Genomic DNA, 17,015 nt, shown 5'->3' with positions numbered 1-17,015 from the left:
GGAGATGAAAATTGAAATTATCTCAGACTCAATGGTTTATTGTGCTTTGGATCGGTGGTTTTCTGACTTTATTAATCATTGCAGGATTTTTTAGAATGCTGATTCAGTTGGCATATTAATGTAAATTTATTGTTACAATCAAAATTTAGTCATTAAAATAAGAGGTTTTTATACTCCCTATTTTAATGACTTTTATTTTCTCTTAATCGTATTACTTGGACTTTCTCCGAAAAGTTTTTATATTCTACAGAAAATCGACCTAAGTGTGAAATTCCCCATTTTAAGGCAATATTGGTAATATTTGCATCTTTATTCGACTTTAATAATTCATTATAAATACACTGTAAACGGTAATATCGAATATAAGACTGTAATGTAGTATTTAATTTTTTCTTAAAAATTCTTGCTAATATTTTACGAGAAATACCTGTGATACTTTCAAGGTCATCAATATCAATTGGATCACAAATATTGTGGTGAATATAATCTAAAGCAATTTTAAAATACTCTGGATCTTGATCAGAATATTTTTTATAAATTTCATGTGAGTAATTGTGAGGTTGAGCTAATAATAAAGATTTTATGATGATATGTTCTAAGTCTGAAAGTATTTCATGAAAAAGTGGATTAAAATGATTTTGATACTCAGATGACATGAAAGTTTCGACTAAATTCCACCAGCTTGAAACTTTGTCATTATCACCAAACATAGTATTTTCAAAGTAAATCGGTTCTAGAATAGGTTTGGATATAATATTTGATAAAGTATTTTCTAACAAAGGTTTTGATATTGAAGTAAAGGATTGAATGCAGTCTTTTTCTAAAAAAATTTCAAATTTTTCATTGGGCGAAACAATAGCTGCATCATTTTGAGTTGCATGAAAAGTATGTCGATCTTTCTTAAAAATAGGTGTGCCAGATTTTGGTCGAGTAATACAATAATAATGCATGTTATCGTGTTGATTTGTTTTGAATATTAAATCTTTACCGTACACTAACTCTCCTGTAATGATTGAGTTATATTGTTTACCTTTAAACTTAAAATCTAGAGGTTGCTTAATTGCAGTATCTATCAGTTCATGTGGACCAATGATCTGATTTAAGCAGTCATTGGCATCTTTAAATGAATGCGTGTTTGAGATAATAATACGAGGAAGATAATTAATATAATCCATTTTCATTTTCCAATGCAATTTTTAGAATATTTAAAGCAATAAATATTCCGTAATTTTTGTTTTTAAAATAATTCAAAAATATTTAAATATCACTTTTGAATGTAAGTCTATCCTTAGACTTTTGATTGGTATCATTTGTATATAAATATCAACATAAATACAAGCTTAATTTCTTGCAATATTTTTTAGCATAATAAAATTGGATAAATCTATATCAAAAACTGGATAGTCAATTTTTTATAAAATTTGCATGATCTTGTCATATCAACGGAGAATACACATGACAAGTACATATGTAACTATTCAAAATGGAACAGAATCATTTCAAGCATATCTTGCTGTACCTGAAGCAGGTAAAGGACCAGGAATCGTGTTATGCCAAGAAATCTTTGGTATTAATGATGCATTGCGTGAAAAAGCTAATTTTTTAGCTGAAGAAGGTTATACCGTTTTGGTACCAGATTTATATTGGCGTTTAGAAGAAAATGTCGATTTGGCATATAGTCAGGAAGATTTTCAAAAAGCTTTTCAGCTCTACCAACAATTCGATGAAAATCTTGGCGTACAGGATATTCAACAGACTATAGAACACTTAAAGACACTTCAGGAGTGTGATAATTCTGTAGGGATGAGCGTTGTAGGGTACTGTTTAGGTGGAAAACTGGCTTATTTATCTGCATGCCGTATTCCTGAGCTAGCATGCGTGGTTGGCTATTATGGTGTGGGTATTGAAAATAACTTAGATGAAGCTAAAAATATTCAAGCTAAATTAGTCTTACATTTTGCTGAATTAGATGAATTTTGTCCTGCTAACGCACGTGAAAAAATTATTAATACATTAGCCTCTATTCCAAAAGCTGAAACCTATATTTATACAGGGGTTGATCATGCTTTTGCTCGACCTAAAAGTGATCATTATCATAAATCTAGTGCATTGATTGCACATGAACGTAGTATTACTGCTCTTAGAAAAATTGTAGGACCTGACTACGATCTAGAAGCACTTTGGGAAAATCATATCAAGTTTGAATTTGAAACACGTGATGTGCCTGCAACAATGGCAACGATGGTGGCTGAACCTTATGTAAACCATATTCCAACATTGACAGGTGGCGTAGGTTATAAACAGTTATCTCGTTTTTATCGTTATCATTTTATTCATAATAATCCAAAAGATATGAAACTTACCCCGATTTCTAGAACGGTTGGTATGACTCAAGTAGTCGATGAATTTATCATGAGTTTTACCCATGATGAAGAAATTGATTGGCTCATTCCTGGTATCGCACCTACAGGAAAATATGTCGAAATTCCAATGCTTGGTGTAATTAAGTTTCGTGGTCCAAAACTTTGTCATGAGCATATTTATTGGGATCAAGCGAGCTTATTGGTACAAATTGGCAAATTAGATCCAACAGGACTACCTGTTGCTGGAGTTGAAACAGCACGAAAGTTATTGGATGAAAGTTTGGCTTCAAATACCTTAATGCCCACTTGGTCGAGTAGCGAAGATAGACCTATTACACCTTAAAAATAGAAAATCTCAAATCACATAGTTATCAAATATTTAAATTTAATCGTAGAGGGAATCATGATTGAACAAGAGAATAATGTACTTTCAGTAGCAGATGTAGATAAGCGTGTATTAAGAACGTGGTTAGGACAATATGCAACAGGTGTAACAATTGTCACGACACTGAATGAGCAGGGGCAAAAAGTTGGGATGACAGCAAACTCTTTTTCTTCAGTGTCTTTAGACCCACCTTTGATTTTGTGGAGTATTGCCAAAACGGCAAGTAATGTTGCAGATTTTTGTAAATGTAAACGTTTTGCTATCAATATTTTAAATGAAGCACAGCATACGGAGTCAAACCATTTCTCTAAATCATCCACAGACAAATTTTCTAGTCTGAGTTGTGTCAGTGAAATTGAAAACATTCCTGTGATTGATGAAGCTTTGACGACTTTAATTTGTCGAACCTATCAAATTTATGAAGGTGGTGATCACCATATTATTTTAGGTGAAATTGAGCTTTGTAAACATAACGGAGGAAAGCCTTTGTTATTTCATAATGGAAAGTACCATGCAGCAAGCTTGCATCACTCTTATAACGATTGTCGATAAATCAAATGTTTTTTAATTTTTAAATAAATCGGGAAGCTATCTATGCAACAACATCCATTTTTAGAACGTGATAAATTTTTACTTGGTACATTTGCATCGAATTGTTCAGGTGGCATGACACCTTCAGCACTAGATGAAACGTGGGATGCGAGTTGGGATAAAAATTTAAAATTAGCACAGTTATTAGATGATGCTGGTATTGATTTTATTTTGCCGATCGCCCGTTTTATTGGTTATGGTGGTCAAAAAGATTTTCAAGGCACGATTTTAGAAACTTTAACATGGACTTCTGCTTTATTGGCATCTACTAAAAACTTAGTGGTCTTTGCGACAGTGCAAGCGGCTGTTAATCATCCTATGGTTGTAGCAAAACAAATAGCGACTATATCACAAATTGGAAAAGAGCGTGTCGGGTTGAATATTGTAGCAGGCTGGAATAAACCAGAATATGATGCCTTAGGATTAAAATTACCCGATGACCATGAAACACGTTATGGTTATGCACAGGAGTGGTTTGATTTTATTGAAAAACTTTGGGAAAGTGACACACCATTTGACTGGAATGGTCAATATTTTCAAACAAAGGGCAGTTATAGTAAGCCTCATCCACATGTAAAGCCTCCTATTTTCAATGCTGCAGGTTCGAAACAAGGACGGGATTTTGCAATTAAAAATGCTGATTTCCTATTTACACCAGTATCTGATTTGGCGCGTTCTGGTAGTGAAATTCAAGAATTAAAAGCAGCAGGTCACGATATTGGGCGTAAGACCAATGTGATGACTTTTTCACATGTTATTTGTCGTCCAACCATGCAAGAGGCTCAGGCAGAATGGGATCGTCAACTTGCAAACGAAGATACACAAGCTGTTGATAATTTAATGAATCTTATGTTTGCACATGCTCATAGTTTCCCACATGACATTCGTCAACAATTACGTGATCGTATGGCAGTTGGTCATGGTGGTTACCCATTGGTTGGAACACCTGAAATTATTGCAGAACAAATAATCGCATTACATGAAGTTGGGTTCAGTGGTACGACTTTATCATTTTTAAATTACATTGAAGAATTTCCATACTTTAGAGATCAAGTTTTACCACTACTTGAAGCAAAAGGCATTCGTTAATAGAGCTGCCGACATTTTTAGATAAATTGTCGGCTTTTTTTTAAACTTAATCTGTAGTGAAGATCAATATAGGATGTATTGAATGCTTAAAAATAAGATGAAACTTATATTAAAAATGAATATTGCTATTTGTATATTTTGTTGGATTGTACAAAGTCATGCTGCTGAATGGAGTGATACATCATTGATATGGAGCTATGGGCAAGAATTTTCAGAGCCTTTCAAAAATAGTGCAGATGCTCGTGCAATTGATATAGATAAGCAAATTTTTTCTATTGTGCATAATAGCACTTATAAATATGGTGTAAATTTTGTGCATCTTAATTTGCATCATTCTAATAATGAACCTAATAGCAATGCAGCAGGTAAAGGGGCACAAGAAGCCTATGCAATTTATAGGCATACCTTAGATTTTGGTAAAATATTTCAGAAGGAGCTATATACGGCAGGTGTAACAAAAGGTTATGGCTTAACTTTTGGTTTTGATTGGAATACGAAAAATGATGATTATGGTTCAAATCGTCAAATGTGGGTTGTTGGACCTACAGTGATGTTCAATGTTGTAGGCTATCTTAATTTTAATGTGTTGGCTTTATTTGAAAGCAATCAACCCAATGTGATTGATCACAAATACACATATGATCCCTACATTGCTTTACAAGCTGTATGGGGGATACCTATTGCATCAACAGGTTTAAATTTTGATGGTATTGCCACATGGATGAGTTCAAAAGGTCAAAATGAATTTGGTGATAAAACCAAACCTGAAATTTTTGTTGATGTCGCTCTAATGTATGATTTAAGCAAAGTGTTACATATATCACAAAAATTTAAAGTAGGTGCTGCTTATCAATATTGGGAAAATAAATATGGCAATGATACCAATGGTGCAGCAGGCAAAGGGGCAACAGCGAGTGTACCTATGATTCGAGCAGCCTATCATTTCTAATCATTTTAAGCAGAATACTTTGTAAATGCCATTTTACAAAGTATTAAAGCAATAACAATTAGATGGCATATTAAATTTTTTCTAAATAGCCTAAGCAAAAATTTTAAATATTCCATTTTTCAAATAATTGTGTCTCAAATTTTCATTTAAATCTTTATGCCAATACATCCCCATATTTAAGGTAGGCAATTCAATCGGATGTTCATGAATATAAATACTTTGATCAATATTTAAATGCGACAAAATTTGTCGTGGAATCGTCAAAACTGCTTCAGGATACTGTAACAACACTTGTAGGGCTGTTGAATAATGCTGACAACGCATAAAAATTTGTCGGCTGAATTGTTTTTTATTTAAATAAATATCTTCCAATAACAAGCCTGTACGGCGTGATGAAACCCCAATATGTGGCGCCTGAAAATATAGATCGCTGTTCATTATGGTTTGCTGGGTACAAATCACAAATTGATCTTGAACCAAAGGATGATACAAAACGCGCTCACCATAATTTTGTTCGAGATCAATCACAAAATCAATTTGCTGCGAGGCGAGGTCAGCCACAACATTTTTACGGTCGAGTTTACTGCTGAAAAATTGAATATCCAATTGTTGCTGTTGAAAATGTTGTACCAGTTGCGGAAAAATAATCGGTTCAATTTCATCATGAACCGCAATTTTAAGGGTGTGCACCATAGTCGGATCAAAAGATTGTTTTTGTTTGGAAATGTTTTGAATGACAAATAAAGCATTTTTGACAGGTGAATAGATCTGCTCAGCAAAAGATGTGGGTAACATCTTATTGCCTGCACGAACAAATAAATCATCTTGTAAATGTTGTCTAAGTCGTTGTAGGGCATGGCTCGCAGCAGATTGGGTAATACATAAAATCTGTGCTGCCTTGGAAATACTTTGTTGCTCATAAATGGTCAAAAACAGTGGATATAAATTGATATCCATCTGGTGGAAAATTGCCATATCCAAGGTGTTCTTGGAATGAATACTATTCATAATTTACTATGGTATTAAATCATTTGGTTCATAATATATTTTCAGTTAAGGTAATGTAAAGCAAGATTGATCACGCAAACATTTCATATTTGACTCGATCAGTATTTTACTTTTATTGAATAATAGGAACAGCAGGATGTTTGAACTTTCAGCACGTGCGCAGGACTTTGTAGAACGCACCAAAGTATTTATAAAAAATGAAATCGAACCTGTAGAAACTGAGTTCTGGAATGAAGTTCATCATCTTAATCAAGGCGGGGATTGGACCAAATGGCAATGGCCTACACAACTTGAAATTTTAAAAAATAAAGCCAAACAAGCAGGGCTTTGGAATATGTTTCTGCCTTGTCCTGAACTGGGTCAGGGGTTATCTGTACAAGAATATGCCCATATTGCAGAACTTTCAGGACGCAGTTTGATTGCACCCACGGTGTTTAACTGTAACGCACCTGACAGTGGCAATATGGAAGTCTTGTGGCGTTATGGTTCAGAGGCACAAAAAGAACAATGGCTGAAACCATTACTTGATGGAAAAATTCGTTCTGTTTTTTGTATGACTGAACCTGATGTTGCCTCATCAGACGCAACCAATATGCAAGCAACCGCTGTGGTAGATGGTGATGAAATTGTGTTAAATGGTCGTAAATGGTGGTCTTCAGGTTTGGGCGATCCCAATGCCAAAATCATTATTTTCATGGCACATACACCTGACGAAACAAAAAGTCGCCATCAACAACACTCGATGGTATTGGTTCCTGTAGATACGCAAGGCGTGACCATTGAACGTATGTTGCCTGTTTTTGGAGATTATGATGCACCGCATGGTCACGGCGAAGTCAGTTTTGATAATGTCCGTGTGCCTGTAGCCAACTTTATTGGCGGAGCAGGACAAGGTTTTGCTATTGCACAAGGGCGCTTAGGACCGGGACGTATTCACCATTGTATGCGTTGTATCGGTGCGGCTGAAAAATCGTTGGAACTCATGATAGACCGTGGCATGAGTCGTCATGCATTTGGCAAAGAAATTTTAAAACTCGGTGGCAACCTCGAACGGGTTGCTGAAGCGCGGGTTGCGATTGATCAGGCACGTTTATTGACCTTGTATGCTGCATATAAAATGGATACTTTAGGGAATATGGCGGCATTGACTGAGATTTCGGCGATTAAAGTCGTTGCACCATCGGTACTTGAAAAAGTAGTGGATATGGCAATTCAAATTCACGGCGGTGCAGGTGTGTCACGTGATACGCCATTGACAGGATTCTTTGCGCAGGCTCGTGCTTTACGTTTAGCCGATGGTCCTGATGAAGTGCACAAAGGTATGATTGCCAAACTCGAACTCAAAAAACGTGGTTATGGTTCACATAAGAAGTAAGCTATTTAAATCATTTGCAATACCATTTTCCTATGTAAAGATAGACATAGGAAAATACACACCATTCAAAATTTACAAAATCAGGGAAAAAGCATGTCAGTGATTGATGTTGGTGGAAATGTCCGTGAAGGCGAAGAACTCGATGTCCGTGCAGTGGGCAATTGGCTCATTGAAAATGGTTCTGAAATTTCAGGACCTGTGGAAGTGACTCAATATTCAGGTGGCGCGTCAAATTGGACTTATCGTTTAAAATACGAAAATGCCGATTTAATTTTACGTCGTCCACCCAAAGGAACCAAAGCCAAATCTGCACATGACATGGCGCGTGAATATAACGTTCAAACTTGGCTAGCACCGTATTATCCTGTTTTGCCTGAAATGGTGGCACTATGTCAGGATGAGTCCGTAATTGGCTGTGATTTCTATGTCATGAAACGCATTGAAGGCATTATTCCACGTGCCAAACTGCCACCTGAATTAAAATTTGGTGAAACCGAAGTCCGTGAACTCTGCATCAATGTTTTGGACAAACTGATTGAATTACATCAAGTTCCATATCAAGGTACACCACTTGAACAATTAGGCAAAGGGGATGGATATTGTCGTCGTCAAGTTGAGGGTTGGGACTCTCGCTATGAAAAAGCCCATACCCTCAATGTGCCAAGTTTTAAGTTTGTGCGTAAATGGCTCAATGAAAATATTCCTGCTGATTCAACAAGCTGTTTAATTCACAATGATTGGCGTTTTGATAATGTCATTCTTGATCCGAAAAATCCGACACAAGTTATTGGTGTATTGGATTGGGAAATGGCAACCATTGGCGATCCACTCATGGATTTAGGTGCAGCCTTAGCCTATTGGGTCGAAGACACTGACAATCAAATTTTTAAATCGACCCGTCGCCAACCGACTCATTTAAAAGGGATGTTTACCCGTAAAGAAGTGGTGGACTACTATTTGCAGAAAACAGGTTTACAGCCTGAAAATTGGACATTCTATGAAGTGTTCGGTATTTTCCGTTTAGCAGTAATCGCACAACAAATTTATTATCGTTACTATCATAAACAAACCAATAATCCTGCATTTAAAGATTTTTGGATTGTGATTCATGCCTTACATATTCGTGCGCTGAAACTAATCGGCTTACAAAAACTCGAAGCCAATGAAATTGCACACAAATATATGGAAAAAATGAAGGAAATTTTAGCAAAATGACCACGATTTATTTGGTTCGTCACGGACAAGCATCATTCGGGGCAGAAAGTTACGATAAACTTTCACCTAATGGCGAGCGACAAGCAAAAGTATTGGGTCAATATTTCAATAAAATTTTGAAAGAAGAACCTTATGTGGTGGCAGGTTCGATGCAACGTCACCAACAAACGGCGAATTTTGCATTGGCTGAATGTTTTCCTGAAGCCAATATTGTCACAGACAGCGCTTGGAATGAGTTTAATCATCAACAAGTTTTTGCCCAATATGACCCACGTTTCAATGAGCCACACTTATTACGTGAAGAAGTCGCAAAAGAGGAAAGTCCTCGCGCGTATTTAGCCAAAATTTTTGAAGGTGCAATTGGACGTTGGACAGGGGATGACTATCATCATGAATATGATGAATCATGGCCGAATTTTAAAAACCGTGTCGAAACAGCCTTACAAAATCTATGTAATGAACTCGCTCAAAGCAAGCCACGTTATGCTGTGGTGTTTACTTCAGGCGGGGTCATTTCGGTTGCCGCAGGAAAATTACTGGAACTCAGCCCAAATAAAACCTTTGCTCTCAATTGGGCAATTGCCAATACAAGTTTAACGACCTTACGTTTAGTGGGTAATGAACCGCAGCTCTTGAGCTTAAACGAACATCATTTTATCAAGGCAGAAGATTTTCAGTTGCTGACTTGGATCTGATATTCATTTATTAAAACAGATTGAAAAAATTAACAGAAAATATTCAGGAAAATATCATGGCAAAAACAATTTTAATTACAGGCGCAAGTTCAGGAATTGGTGCAGGAATGGCACGTGAATTTGCCCAAAAAGGCTATAATTTGGCAGTGTGCGCACGTCGTTTAGAACGCTTACAAGATTTAAAGCAAGAACTCGAATCTAAATACGGCGTAAAAGTCATTGCTAAAGTTTTGGATGTGACCGATTACGAACAAGTATTTCAAGTATTCCGTGAGTTTAAACAAGACTTTGGCACCATTGACCGTATTATTGTCAATGCAGGTGTAGGCGATGGACGTCGTATTGGCAATGGCAAATTTGAAATTAACCGTGCGACCGTTGAAACCAATTTCATTTCTGCTTTGGCACAATGTGAAGCGGCAGTTGAAATTTTCCGTGAACAAAAATTTGGACATTTGGTGGTAATTTCTTCTATGAGTGCCATTCGTGGTATGCCAAAACATTTAACCGCTTATGGTGCAAGTAAAGCAGGAGTTGCTGCATTGGCTGAAGGCATTCGTGCGGAACTGATTGATACCAAAATCAAAGTTTCCACAATTTTCCCAGGATATATCCGTACCGAAATTAATGAAGGTGCAAAAAAATTACCTTTTGAAGTGGATGTCGAAACAGGTTCGCATTTATTGGTTAAAGCCATTGAAAAACAGCCCATTAAAGCCTATGTCCCTCAATGGCCATGGTTACCACTTGGTTTGGCAATGAAAGTTTTACCCTTGAAAATTGTCAATAAACTTGGTTGATGATTTCAAATTTTAAGATCAAAAAATTTATATAAAGGAGAGTCTTGCACTTTCCTTTATCTAAAAATTATTTTTTCTTTAAATAAATCGCTTGCACATAGCCTTCTATTTCTAAATTATTGATATGAATAGAAATTTTTAACCAATAGTCATTGATGATATTGCCATAAACATGAACCAAGCTATTGCGGGGAATCTCAATTAACACTGTCCCATTCACAGATGCTTGATCACGTAAGGATATTTTGGTCGTCACAGATGCCGGATAAATTTCATGCATAAAAATCAGATAAGACTCAATTAAATATGTATTGAATACAGACTGACTAAAATTAAAACAATACAACAAAAAGAGTAAATCCAATAACCACTGTTGATATTTTGCGACAGCGGAATTATATAAATCAGTTTTGAAATGAGGATCTAAACTGAGTTTGGACGCTACACTCATTTGAATATGATAGTCTGCCAAAATCTCTTTAAATTGCGCCTCATGTTTTTGTACATCAGAAGATAGCTTTTCAGCATCACACAAACGTTGTAATTGTATGGAAATAAAAGGATGTGCCTTAATTTCATTAATATTTTTTAAAATATCATCAACTTGTAGCTGAATACTTGGTATTGCTTCGGTATGACGAATAAATTGTTTTAATTTTTCAATAAATGGTTTTAAATCCGCTCGATCAATCGTATGAATAAAGCTATTGACTTCATCTTCTATTGCATGATGCTCAAGTTTTTTAGCCAAGATCGTGCTCCTTGAACATAGCGGAGAGAGTGTAGGTTTTTAATTATCAAGATAAAATACGCAAATATTCTAAGCTTTTACCATATAATTAACAATACTCCTGCAATAATTTTATTTCAAACAACACTATGCTACGACTTAAAATGCTGACCTTTGGCTTACTTCCTTCACTTTTATGGCAAGGTTATCAAGTCAAAAAAAATACCCCTCGTTTAGCTGAAGCATCCGGGGAGCGCAAAGGTTTAATTGGGCAGGGGCAAACATTGTCGATTTTAATCTTGGGAGATTCTGCAGCAGCAGGTGTGGGAGTACAAAAACAAGAAGATGCATTATTAGGTGCGCTATTATCTGAGTTAAAAAATCACTTTACGGTTCGCTACCAACTAGAAGCAAAAACAGGTGATACCACTTTACAGGTATTGCAAAGAACAAAGTTATTGAATAACCAGCATTTTGATATAGTGATGACTTCTGTGGGCGTGAATGATGTCACCAAATTAATTTCACCCAAAAAATGGATTCAACAGCAACATCTTTTTTATCAAGAGATAGAACAAAAATTTTCTCCTGATTTAGTCCTTGTCACTGCTGTACCGCCCATGCATTTATTTCCTGCATTACCCAATCCATTGGCATGGTTATTTGGACAATATTCCACGGCGATGAATCAAAAACTAACGAAATTTATTTTACAAAAAAAGAACTATCAATTGGTTCAATTTGATTTAGCACATTTTAGAGCATTAAATTTAGAGATGGCAAAAGATGGTTTTCACCCAAGTGCAGAAATTTATCAGCTTTGGGCAAGTGAATTGATTGGGAAAATCAAGGCTCGATTTTGAAACGCTAGGTAATAGTCATATAGTTAGCATCTATATTTGATCTAAGCCTAATCAGATTTGTTCCTAACTTCTTATTATTTTAAATGACTCACAGAACAAAGTGGAATATATTTCTGATACCAAAATTTTAGTGCTATTAAATCTGCATGTTGTGTAGATAGGCTTTGAAATCTAAGAAACTTCGTTGTGTACAGCATAGGGTACAAACATGAACAAGATGAATCCAGATCAAATAAAAGAATAATTTGATTTTTGTTTGAGACTTTCTTTTCTAAATGAATTATTTTTAAAGCAAAGATAGTAAAGTTTATGAAGTATTTTAAGGTCAACATATCATATTTTATAAGTGAAATAGAAATCACTTAAGTTATTGAATTTTGGTTTAAGTAAGAAGGATATGAAGTTATTATTAGGTGTATCGTATTTAACATAATATACATTATGCGAAATTATATATTTTAGCCTTAACCGCCAAAAGCTTAGATAGTTTCATTACTAATAATCCTTTTATTAAATACATGCTCTACAACATAAAATAAAATTGTTTTACTAACTTGTTTTTAAACTCACGTATACACCAGTTGGAATTTTGAGGAACTGATGATATAGATACCACTTTTTCTCAGTTATTATTATGTTATTCCCAAGTAAAAAGTCTTAGACAAAGATGCGAGCCAATTCAATAACACATTCGAATCAAATAGTGAGCCAAATATGTGTTATATTCAGCTCATCATAGATTTTAGATGAGAGAAATTGAAATGCAGCAATGGATTTGGCAGGTAGAAAATTGGACCAATTTCACATGGCAAGATTCAGTGATCTTACCTAAAACTAGACAGATACATCAAAAAATAGGCATTCTTCTTGGACAAAGTCAGCATAATTTAGCCAAGGAGAGATTCACTCTAGATACTCTACTTGCTAATCTTATTGCCTCATCAGCAATTGAAAATGAAACGCTCAATGTTTTCTCGTTGCGATCTTCTTTAGCTCAACGTTTAGGAGTAACATTAGAACAACCTTATCCCAGCTCAGATCTCTCAGAAGGTCTAGCAAATATTATGTTGGATGCACTAAATGACGTTCAGCAACCCCTCACATTTGAACGTCTCATACAATGGCATCATTGGCTTTTCAATGATCCTGATTGGACAATGCAACGCTTAAGGATCGGTCAATTGAGAGGATCAGAGCCCATGCAAGTCGTTTCAGGTCGATTGGATTACCCTACTGTACATTTTGAAGCCCCTCCAAGAGAAGGCTTAGAACATCGTTTAAATCATTTCATCGTATGGTTTAATCAGAGTTTGAATGATTCATTACTTGATCCTTTATTACGTGCAGGTATTACCCATTTATGGTTTGTGACATTACACCCTTTTGATGATGGTAATGGACGTATTACCCGTACACTTACCGACCTTGCTCTGGCTCAAATGGATGAACAGAGCATTCGTTTATATGCAATGTCTACCGCAATATTAAATAAGCGCAAAAGTTATTATGAGATATTAGAAAAAACGCAAAAAAATGATTCTGATATTACAGATTGGTTGGTTTGGTTCTTAGATACCTTAGATGATAGCCTTGAAAATACTTTAGCTCAGATCAATCGAACACTCTTTAAAAGTCAGTTTTGGCATAAACATTCAAATTTAACTTTAAGTGCAGAACAGCGTAAAGTGATAAACCGTTTATTAGACGGCGGAGAAAATGGATTTGAGCATGGGATCAGTGCTTCACAATACCAAAAGGTTGCGAAAGTCAGTAAGGCAACAGCTACGCGCCACTTATCAGACTTACTAGAAAAGGAATGCATTGTAAAATTAGAAGGTGGTGGCCGTAATACACGCTATCAGATTAACACTCAATTATAGATATTTTAGTCAGTTAAAAACCCCAATATTTTGTAGGGGTTTTTATATTTGGTGAAGGATATATCCTATTCATTACGCCAAAATTTATGATTTATAGACATGCTTTGCACCAAATACTTCATGTGTTAAGCGCCCTGTTTTCACCTGTGGATCGGGCATCACTTCTTGCAATGTATTCAAACAACGCTGTACCAATACAATATATTCTTGCGTCCCTTTTCTTTTCCACTCAATTTCTTTTTCCTCCAAATCACGAATAACTTTGGCAGGACTACCTAAAGCCAAAACATGCGCTGGAATTACAGCTTTGGCTTTGACGGTACTGTTGGCGCCAATGATGGTATTTTCGCCAATATCTGCATCATCCAAAATGACACTGTTCATGCCAACCAAAACATTTTTACCAATATGACAGCCATGTAAAATTGTCGCATGTCCAATATGTCCATATTCTTCCACCACCGTCACCTTATTGGGGAAGCCATGAATCACGCAATTATCTTGCACATTGGCATTTTTTTTGATGTGAATGCCGCCAAAATCTGCACGTAAAGATGCAAAAGGACCAATATAGACACCTTCTTCAATAATAACATCACCAATCAATACTGCTGTGGGATGTACATAAGCTTTAGGGCTCACTACAGGAATTACACCATCAATTGCATAACAGGTCATATTTTAGTCCATTAAATCGATTTTATCTTTTTTTATCTTTTAGATAGAATATCTAAAAATCAGTCAGTTAACTCTTCTTGCTTAATGCCACCAAAGCGTTTATAAAATTGCGGGTGCAGCGGTGGCATAGCCCCTTCTGAAGTACGGGCATATTGCATAAAAAACTCTTCACCTGTTGCGACCACCAATTGATATAAATTACTACTCAAATTACGAGCATTTAAAGACAACCAATGAGATGGCAATAATTCTGATGGTAAATCAGGGTCTTTAAGTAAAATACGTCGATATTGATGAATTAATAAAATCCGAATTTGAAAGGCTTGAATGGCATCTAAATCATCGGCATTTTCAACTAAATTCATAAATTCTCGAAAGTCTTTGATAAATTTATCATAGCGCGCATGTAACTCTGCCACAGGCCAATTGGTTTCCACCATGCGTTTTACAGTAGGATAAGACTCCTGCCAAAGTTGTAATGTTTCCGCTTTGAAAATCACCACTTGGTCAGTCATTTTTAGATTGAGCAATAAATTTTGCAGTTTTAAATGATCACATCCCGGATACGCCATTACATTACTGGCAATATTGGCAAATCCTAACCACTCTAATTCTTTCTTCAATACCAGTTTATTTTCAAGCTCGACCGAACTTAGTAAAACCAAGTCCCATTTCTGATCCCATTCAATATGGGTGAAATTATAGATTTTGGCATCGGCCTGCACAAACCGTTGTCGACTCGTTTCAGTCACTCGATAGTAGCTGGTGCGTCCAATTTTTTCGGACACTAGCCAGCCATTTTGCACCAAGCGAAATACAGCAGTGCGTACTGAACGTTCATTGAATCCAAATACATCCATCAATTGAATCAGACTGGCAAGACTGATAATACCACCATGGTGATACACACAATCACCAAATACTGTCATGATCAAAGACGTCCCACTGAGCACTTCTTTGGCAATAAAATCATCAATTGCTTGTTTGAGTTTTGGATTCATATTGTTTCACTATTACCTTATATTTTTCAACCCATTCAGTGCATCATTTGCATATACACCCACTACGCTGACTTGTAGTGTTCCTGAACTAGATGTCGAATGTCAAATACACGTTGTGCTTTACCTTCCGAACGCGGCAAAGTTCCTTCCTGTAAAATTTCTACACTGACTGAAATTCCCACCATGGTTTTAATCTGACTTTTTAACTGTGCTGCCAGTTGTTGCGTTAAATCAGGATGAATATCCTGACGCATTTCCGTACGAATATGCAATGTATCTAAATGACCTTGTTTACAAATTTGAATTTCATAATTAGGTAAAAGCTGTGGGATATGTAAAATTTGCTCCTCAATCTGTGTAGGGAATACATTCACCCCACGAATAATCATCATATCATCACTACGCCCCACAATTTTATCCATACGGCGCATTGAACGTGCTGTGCCTGCTAAAAGTCGAGTCAAATCACGGGTGCGGTAGCGAATGACAGGCATCCCTTCTTTGGTAATAGTGGTAAAGACCAATTCACCTAATTCACCATCAGGCAATACTTCACCTGTTTCTGGGTTGATAATTTCAGGATAGAAATGATCTTCCCAAATGGTCGGTCCATCTTTACTTTCAAGACATTCCATCGCAACCCCAGGTCCCATCACTTCAGATAATCCATAAATATCTAATGCATCAATGCCAAAGCGATCCTCGATTTCTTTACGCATTTCATTGGTCCATGGCTCGGCACCAAATACGCCTGTTTTAATAGAGCATTTTGCCGTTCCAAATTTTTTCTCTAAAGCTTCAATGATATTTAAACAATATGAAGGTGTGACCATCAGCGCTGTAGGTTTAAAGTCATTGATTAATTGCGCTTGTTTATCGGTTTGTCCACCTGACATTGGAATGACCGTTGCGCCCAAGCGCTCAACACCATAATGCGCGCCTAACCCCCCCGTAAATAAACCATAACCATAGGAAACCTGAATGATGTCTTTATGACTGAGACCCGCAGCACGTAATGAACGTGCCACCACATCTGACCAAATTTGAATATCATTTTGGGTATAACCCACGACTGTAGGCTGACCTGTAGTCCCTGAAGAGGCATGTACACGTACAATTTGTTCCTGTGGGACAGCAAACATACCAAACGGATAATTGTCACGTAAATCTTTTTTAGTGGTAAATGGGAATTTCGCTAAATCTGCTAGACTTTTTAAATCATCAGGATGCACGCCTGCATCATCAAATTTCTTTTTATACACGCTACTGTTAGCATAAGCATGCTGCAAGGTCTTTTTTAGACGTTGTAATTGCAGATTGCGTAATTCATCTATAGATGCGGTTTCGATGTGTTCCAAAGCATTATTATTCATCTTATTTCTCCTTGAACAGC

17 protein-coding genes and 1 pseudogene are annotated in these 17,015 nt (G+C 36.2%); 11 read left to right on the top strand and 7 right to left on the bottom strand.

What is annotated here, in order from left to right:
- Positions 1–11 precede the first annotated feature (11 nt).
- Positions 12–119, top strand: coding sequence for a DUF2474 domain-containing protein (locus tag HUV91_RS04300; RefSeq protein WP_107007692.1), 108 nt, complete (start codon positions 12–14; stop codon positions 117–119).
- Between the two features lie 63 nt (positions 120–182).
- Here the strand turns inward: HUV91_RS04300 and HUV91_RS04295 are convergent, their stop codons facing one another.
- Positions 183–1,175, bottom strand: coding sequence for a helix-turn-helix transcriptional regulator (locus HUV91_RS04295; RefSeq protein ID WP_174492646.1), 993 nt, complete (start codon positions 1,173–1,175; stop codon positions 183–185).
- 280 nt (positions 1,176–1,455) lie between these two features.
- Here HUV91_RS04295 and HUV91_RS04290 point away from each other — a divergent pair, with 280 nt between their 5' ends.
- From HUV91_RS04290 to HUV91_RS04275, 4 genes are all read left to right on the top strand, one after another.
- Positions 1,456–2,706, top strand: coding sequence for a dienelactone hydrolase family protein (locus HUV91_RS04290; protein WP_174492645.1), 1,251 nt, complete (start codon positions 1,456–1,458; stop codon positions 2,704–2,706).
- A 60-nt stretch (positions 2,707–2,766) separates the two neighbouring features.
- Entirely contained in the window at positions 2,767–3,300 is a 534-nt protein-coding gene (locus HUV91_RS04285; protein WP_174492644.1) for a flavin reductase family protein, read from the top strand.
- Positions 3,301–3,342: 42 nt separating this feature from the next.
- Entirely contained in the window at positions 3,343–4,428 is a 1,086-nt protein-coding gene (locus HUV91_RS04280; protein WP_174492643.1) for an LLM class flavin-dependent oxidoreductase, read from the top strand.
- Positions 4,429–4,510: 82 nt separating this feature from the next.
- Positions 4,511–5,377: a hypothetical protein gene (locus tag HUV91_RS04275; RefSeq protein ID WP_228721831.1), complete on the top strand. Its 867-nt coding sequence runs from the start codon at positions 4,511–4,513 to the stop codon at positions 5,375–5,377.
- 90 nt (positions 5,378–5,467) lie between these two features.
- On the opposite strand, the gene HUV91_RS04270 is transcribed toward HUV91_RS04275, so the two are convergent.
- Positions 5,468–6,385 carry a LysR family transcriptional regulator gene (locus HUV91_RS04270; RefSeq protein ID WP_174492642.1) on the bottom strand — a complete coding sequence of 306 codons (918 nt, stop codon included), beginning with the start codon at positions 6,383–6,385 and terminating at the stop codon, positions 5,468–5,470.
- A gap of 136 nt (positions 6,386–6,521) precedes the next feature.
- Between HUV91_RS04270 and HUV91_RS04265 the strand changes: the two genes are divergently transcribed.
- The 4 genes from HUV91_RS04265 (at position 6,522) to HUV91_RS04250 (ending at position 10,470) form a co-directional block, all read left to right on the top strand.
- Positions 6,522–7,760 (top strand): acyl-CoA dehydrogenase family protein, encoded by a 1,239-nt coding sequence (locus HUV91_RS04265; protein ID WP_174492641.1) that lies wholly within the window; start codon positions 6,522–6,524, stop codon positions 7,758–7,760.
- A gap of 93 nt (positions 7,761–7,853) precedes the next feature.
- Positions 7,854–8,975, top strand: coding sequence for a phosphotransferase family protein (locus HUV91_RS04260; protein WP_174492640.1), 1,122 nt, complete (start codon positions 7,854–7,856; stop codon positions 8,973–8,975).
- Complete coding sequence (locus HUV91_RS04255; RefSeq protein ID WP_130073579.1) at positions 8,972–9,670, top strand: histidine phosphatase family protein; 699 nt, start codon at positions 8,972–8,974, stop codon at positions 9,668–9,670. Before HUV91_RS04260 ends, HUV91_RS04255 begins: the two co-directional genes overlap by 4 nt.
- Before the next feature lie 56 nt (positions 9,671–9,726).
- Entirely contained in the window at positions 9,727–10,470 is a 744-nt protein-coding gene (locus HUV91_RS04250) for an SDR family oxidoreductase (RefSeq protein WP_174492639.1), read from the top strand.
- Between the two features lie 67 nt (positions 10,471–10,537).
- On the opposite strand, the gene HUV91_RS04245 is transcribed toward HUV91_RS04250, so the two are convergent.
- On the bottom strand, positions 10,538–11,221 hold the full coding sequence (locus tag HUV91_RS04245) for a hypothetical protein (protein WP_174492638.1): 684 nt from the start codon (positions 11,219–11,221) through the stop codon (positions 10,538–10,540).
- Positions 11,222–11,364: 143 nt separating this feature from the next.
- Between HUV91_RS04245 and HUV91_RS04240 the strand changes: the two genes are divergently transcribed.
- Positions 11,365–12,063, top strand: a complete 699-nt coding sequence (locus HUV91_RS04240; protein WP_228257069.1) for an SGNH/GDSL hydrolase family protein — start codon at positions 11,365–11,367, stop codon at positions 12,061–12,063.
- A gap of 10 nt (positions 12,064–12,073) precedes the next feature.
- On the opposite strand, the pseudogene HUV91_RS16575 reads toward HUV91_RS04240, so the two are convergent.
- Positions 12,074–12,362: pseudogene (locus HUV91_RS16575) on the bottom strand (site-specific integrase); the annotation flags it as partial.
- A 462-nt stretch (positions 12,363–12,824) separates the two neighbouring features.
- Between HUV91_RS16575 and HUV91_RS04235 the strand changes: the two are divergent.
- On the top strand, positions 12,825–13,943 hold the full coding sequence (locus HUV91_RS04235) for a Fic family protein (protein ID WP_174493583.1): 1,119 nt from the start codon (positions 12,825–12,827) through the stop codon (positions 13,941–13,943).
- 84 nt (positions 13,944–14,027) lie between these two features.
- On the opposite strand, the gene HUV91_RS04230 is transcribed toward HUV91_RS04235, so the two are convergent.
- From HUV91_RS04230 to paaK, 3 genes are all read right to left on the bottom strand, one after another.
- The gene (locus tag HUV91_RS04230) at positions 14,028–14,621 is read right to left on the bottom strand and encodes a DapH/DapD/GlmU-related protein (RefSeq protein WP_130073575.1); all 594 of its coding nucleotides are present in this window, start codon (positions 14,619–14,621) and stop codon (positions 14,028–14,030) included.
- 59 nt (positions 14,622–14,680) lie between these two features.
- Positions 14,681–15,622 (bottom strand): PaaX family transcriptional regulator C-terminal domain-containing protein, encoded by a 942-nt coding sequence (locus HUV91_RS04225; protein WP_174492637.1) that lies wholly within the window; start codon positions 15,620–15,622, stop codon positions 14,681–14,683.
- Between the two features lie 62 nt (positions 15,623–15,684).
- Entirely contained in the window at positions 15,685–16,995 is a 1,311-nt protein-coding gene (gene paaK, locus HUV91_RS04220) for a phenylacetate--CoA ligase PaaK (protein ID WP_174492636.1), read from the bottom strand.
- Between the last annotated feature and the right edge of the window lie 20 nt (positions 16,996–17,015).

It is taken from the genome of Acinetobacter sp. Marseille-Q1623 (assembly GCF_902809895.1).
GTDB classification, from domain to species: domain Bacteria; phylum Pseudomonadota; class Gammaproteobacteria; order Pseudomonadales; family Moraxellaceae; genus Acinetobacter; species Acinetobacter piscicola_A.
The sequence above is the reverse complement of the archived record's forward strand: the minus strand, read 5'-3'. Positions and strand labels throughout refer to the sequence as shown.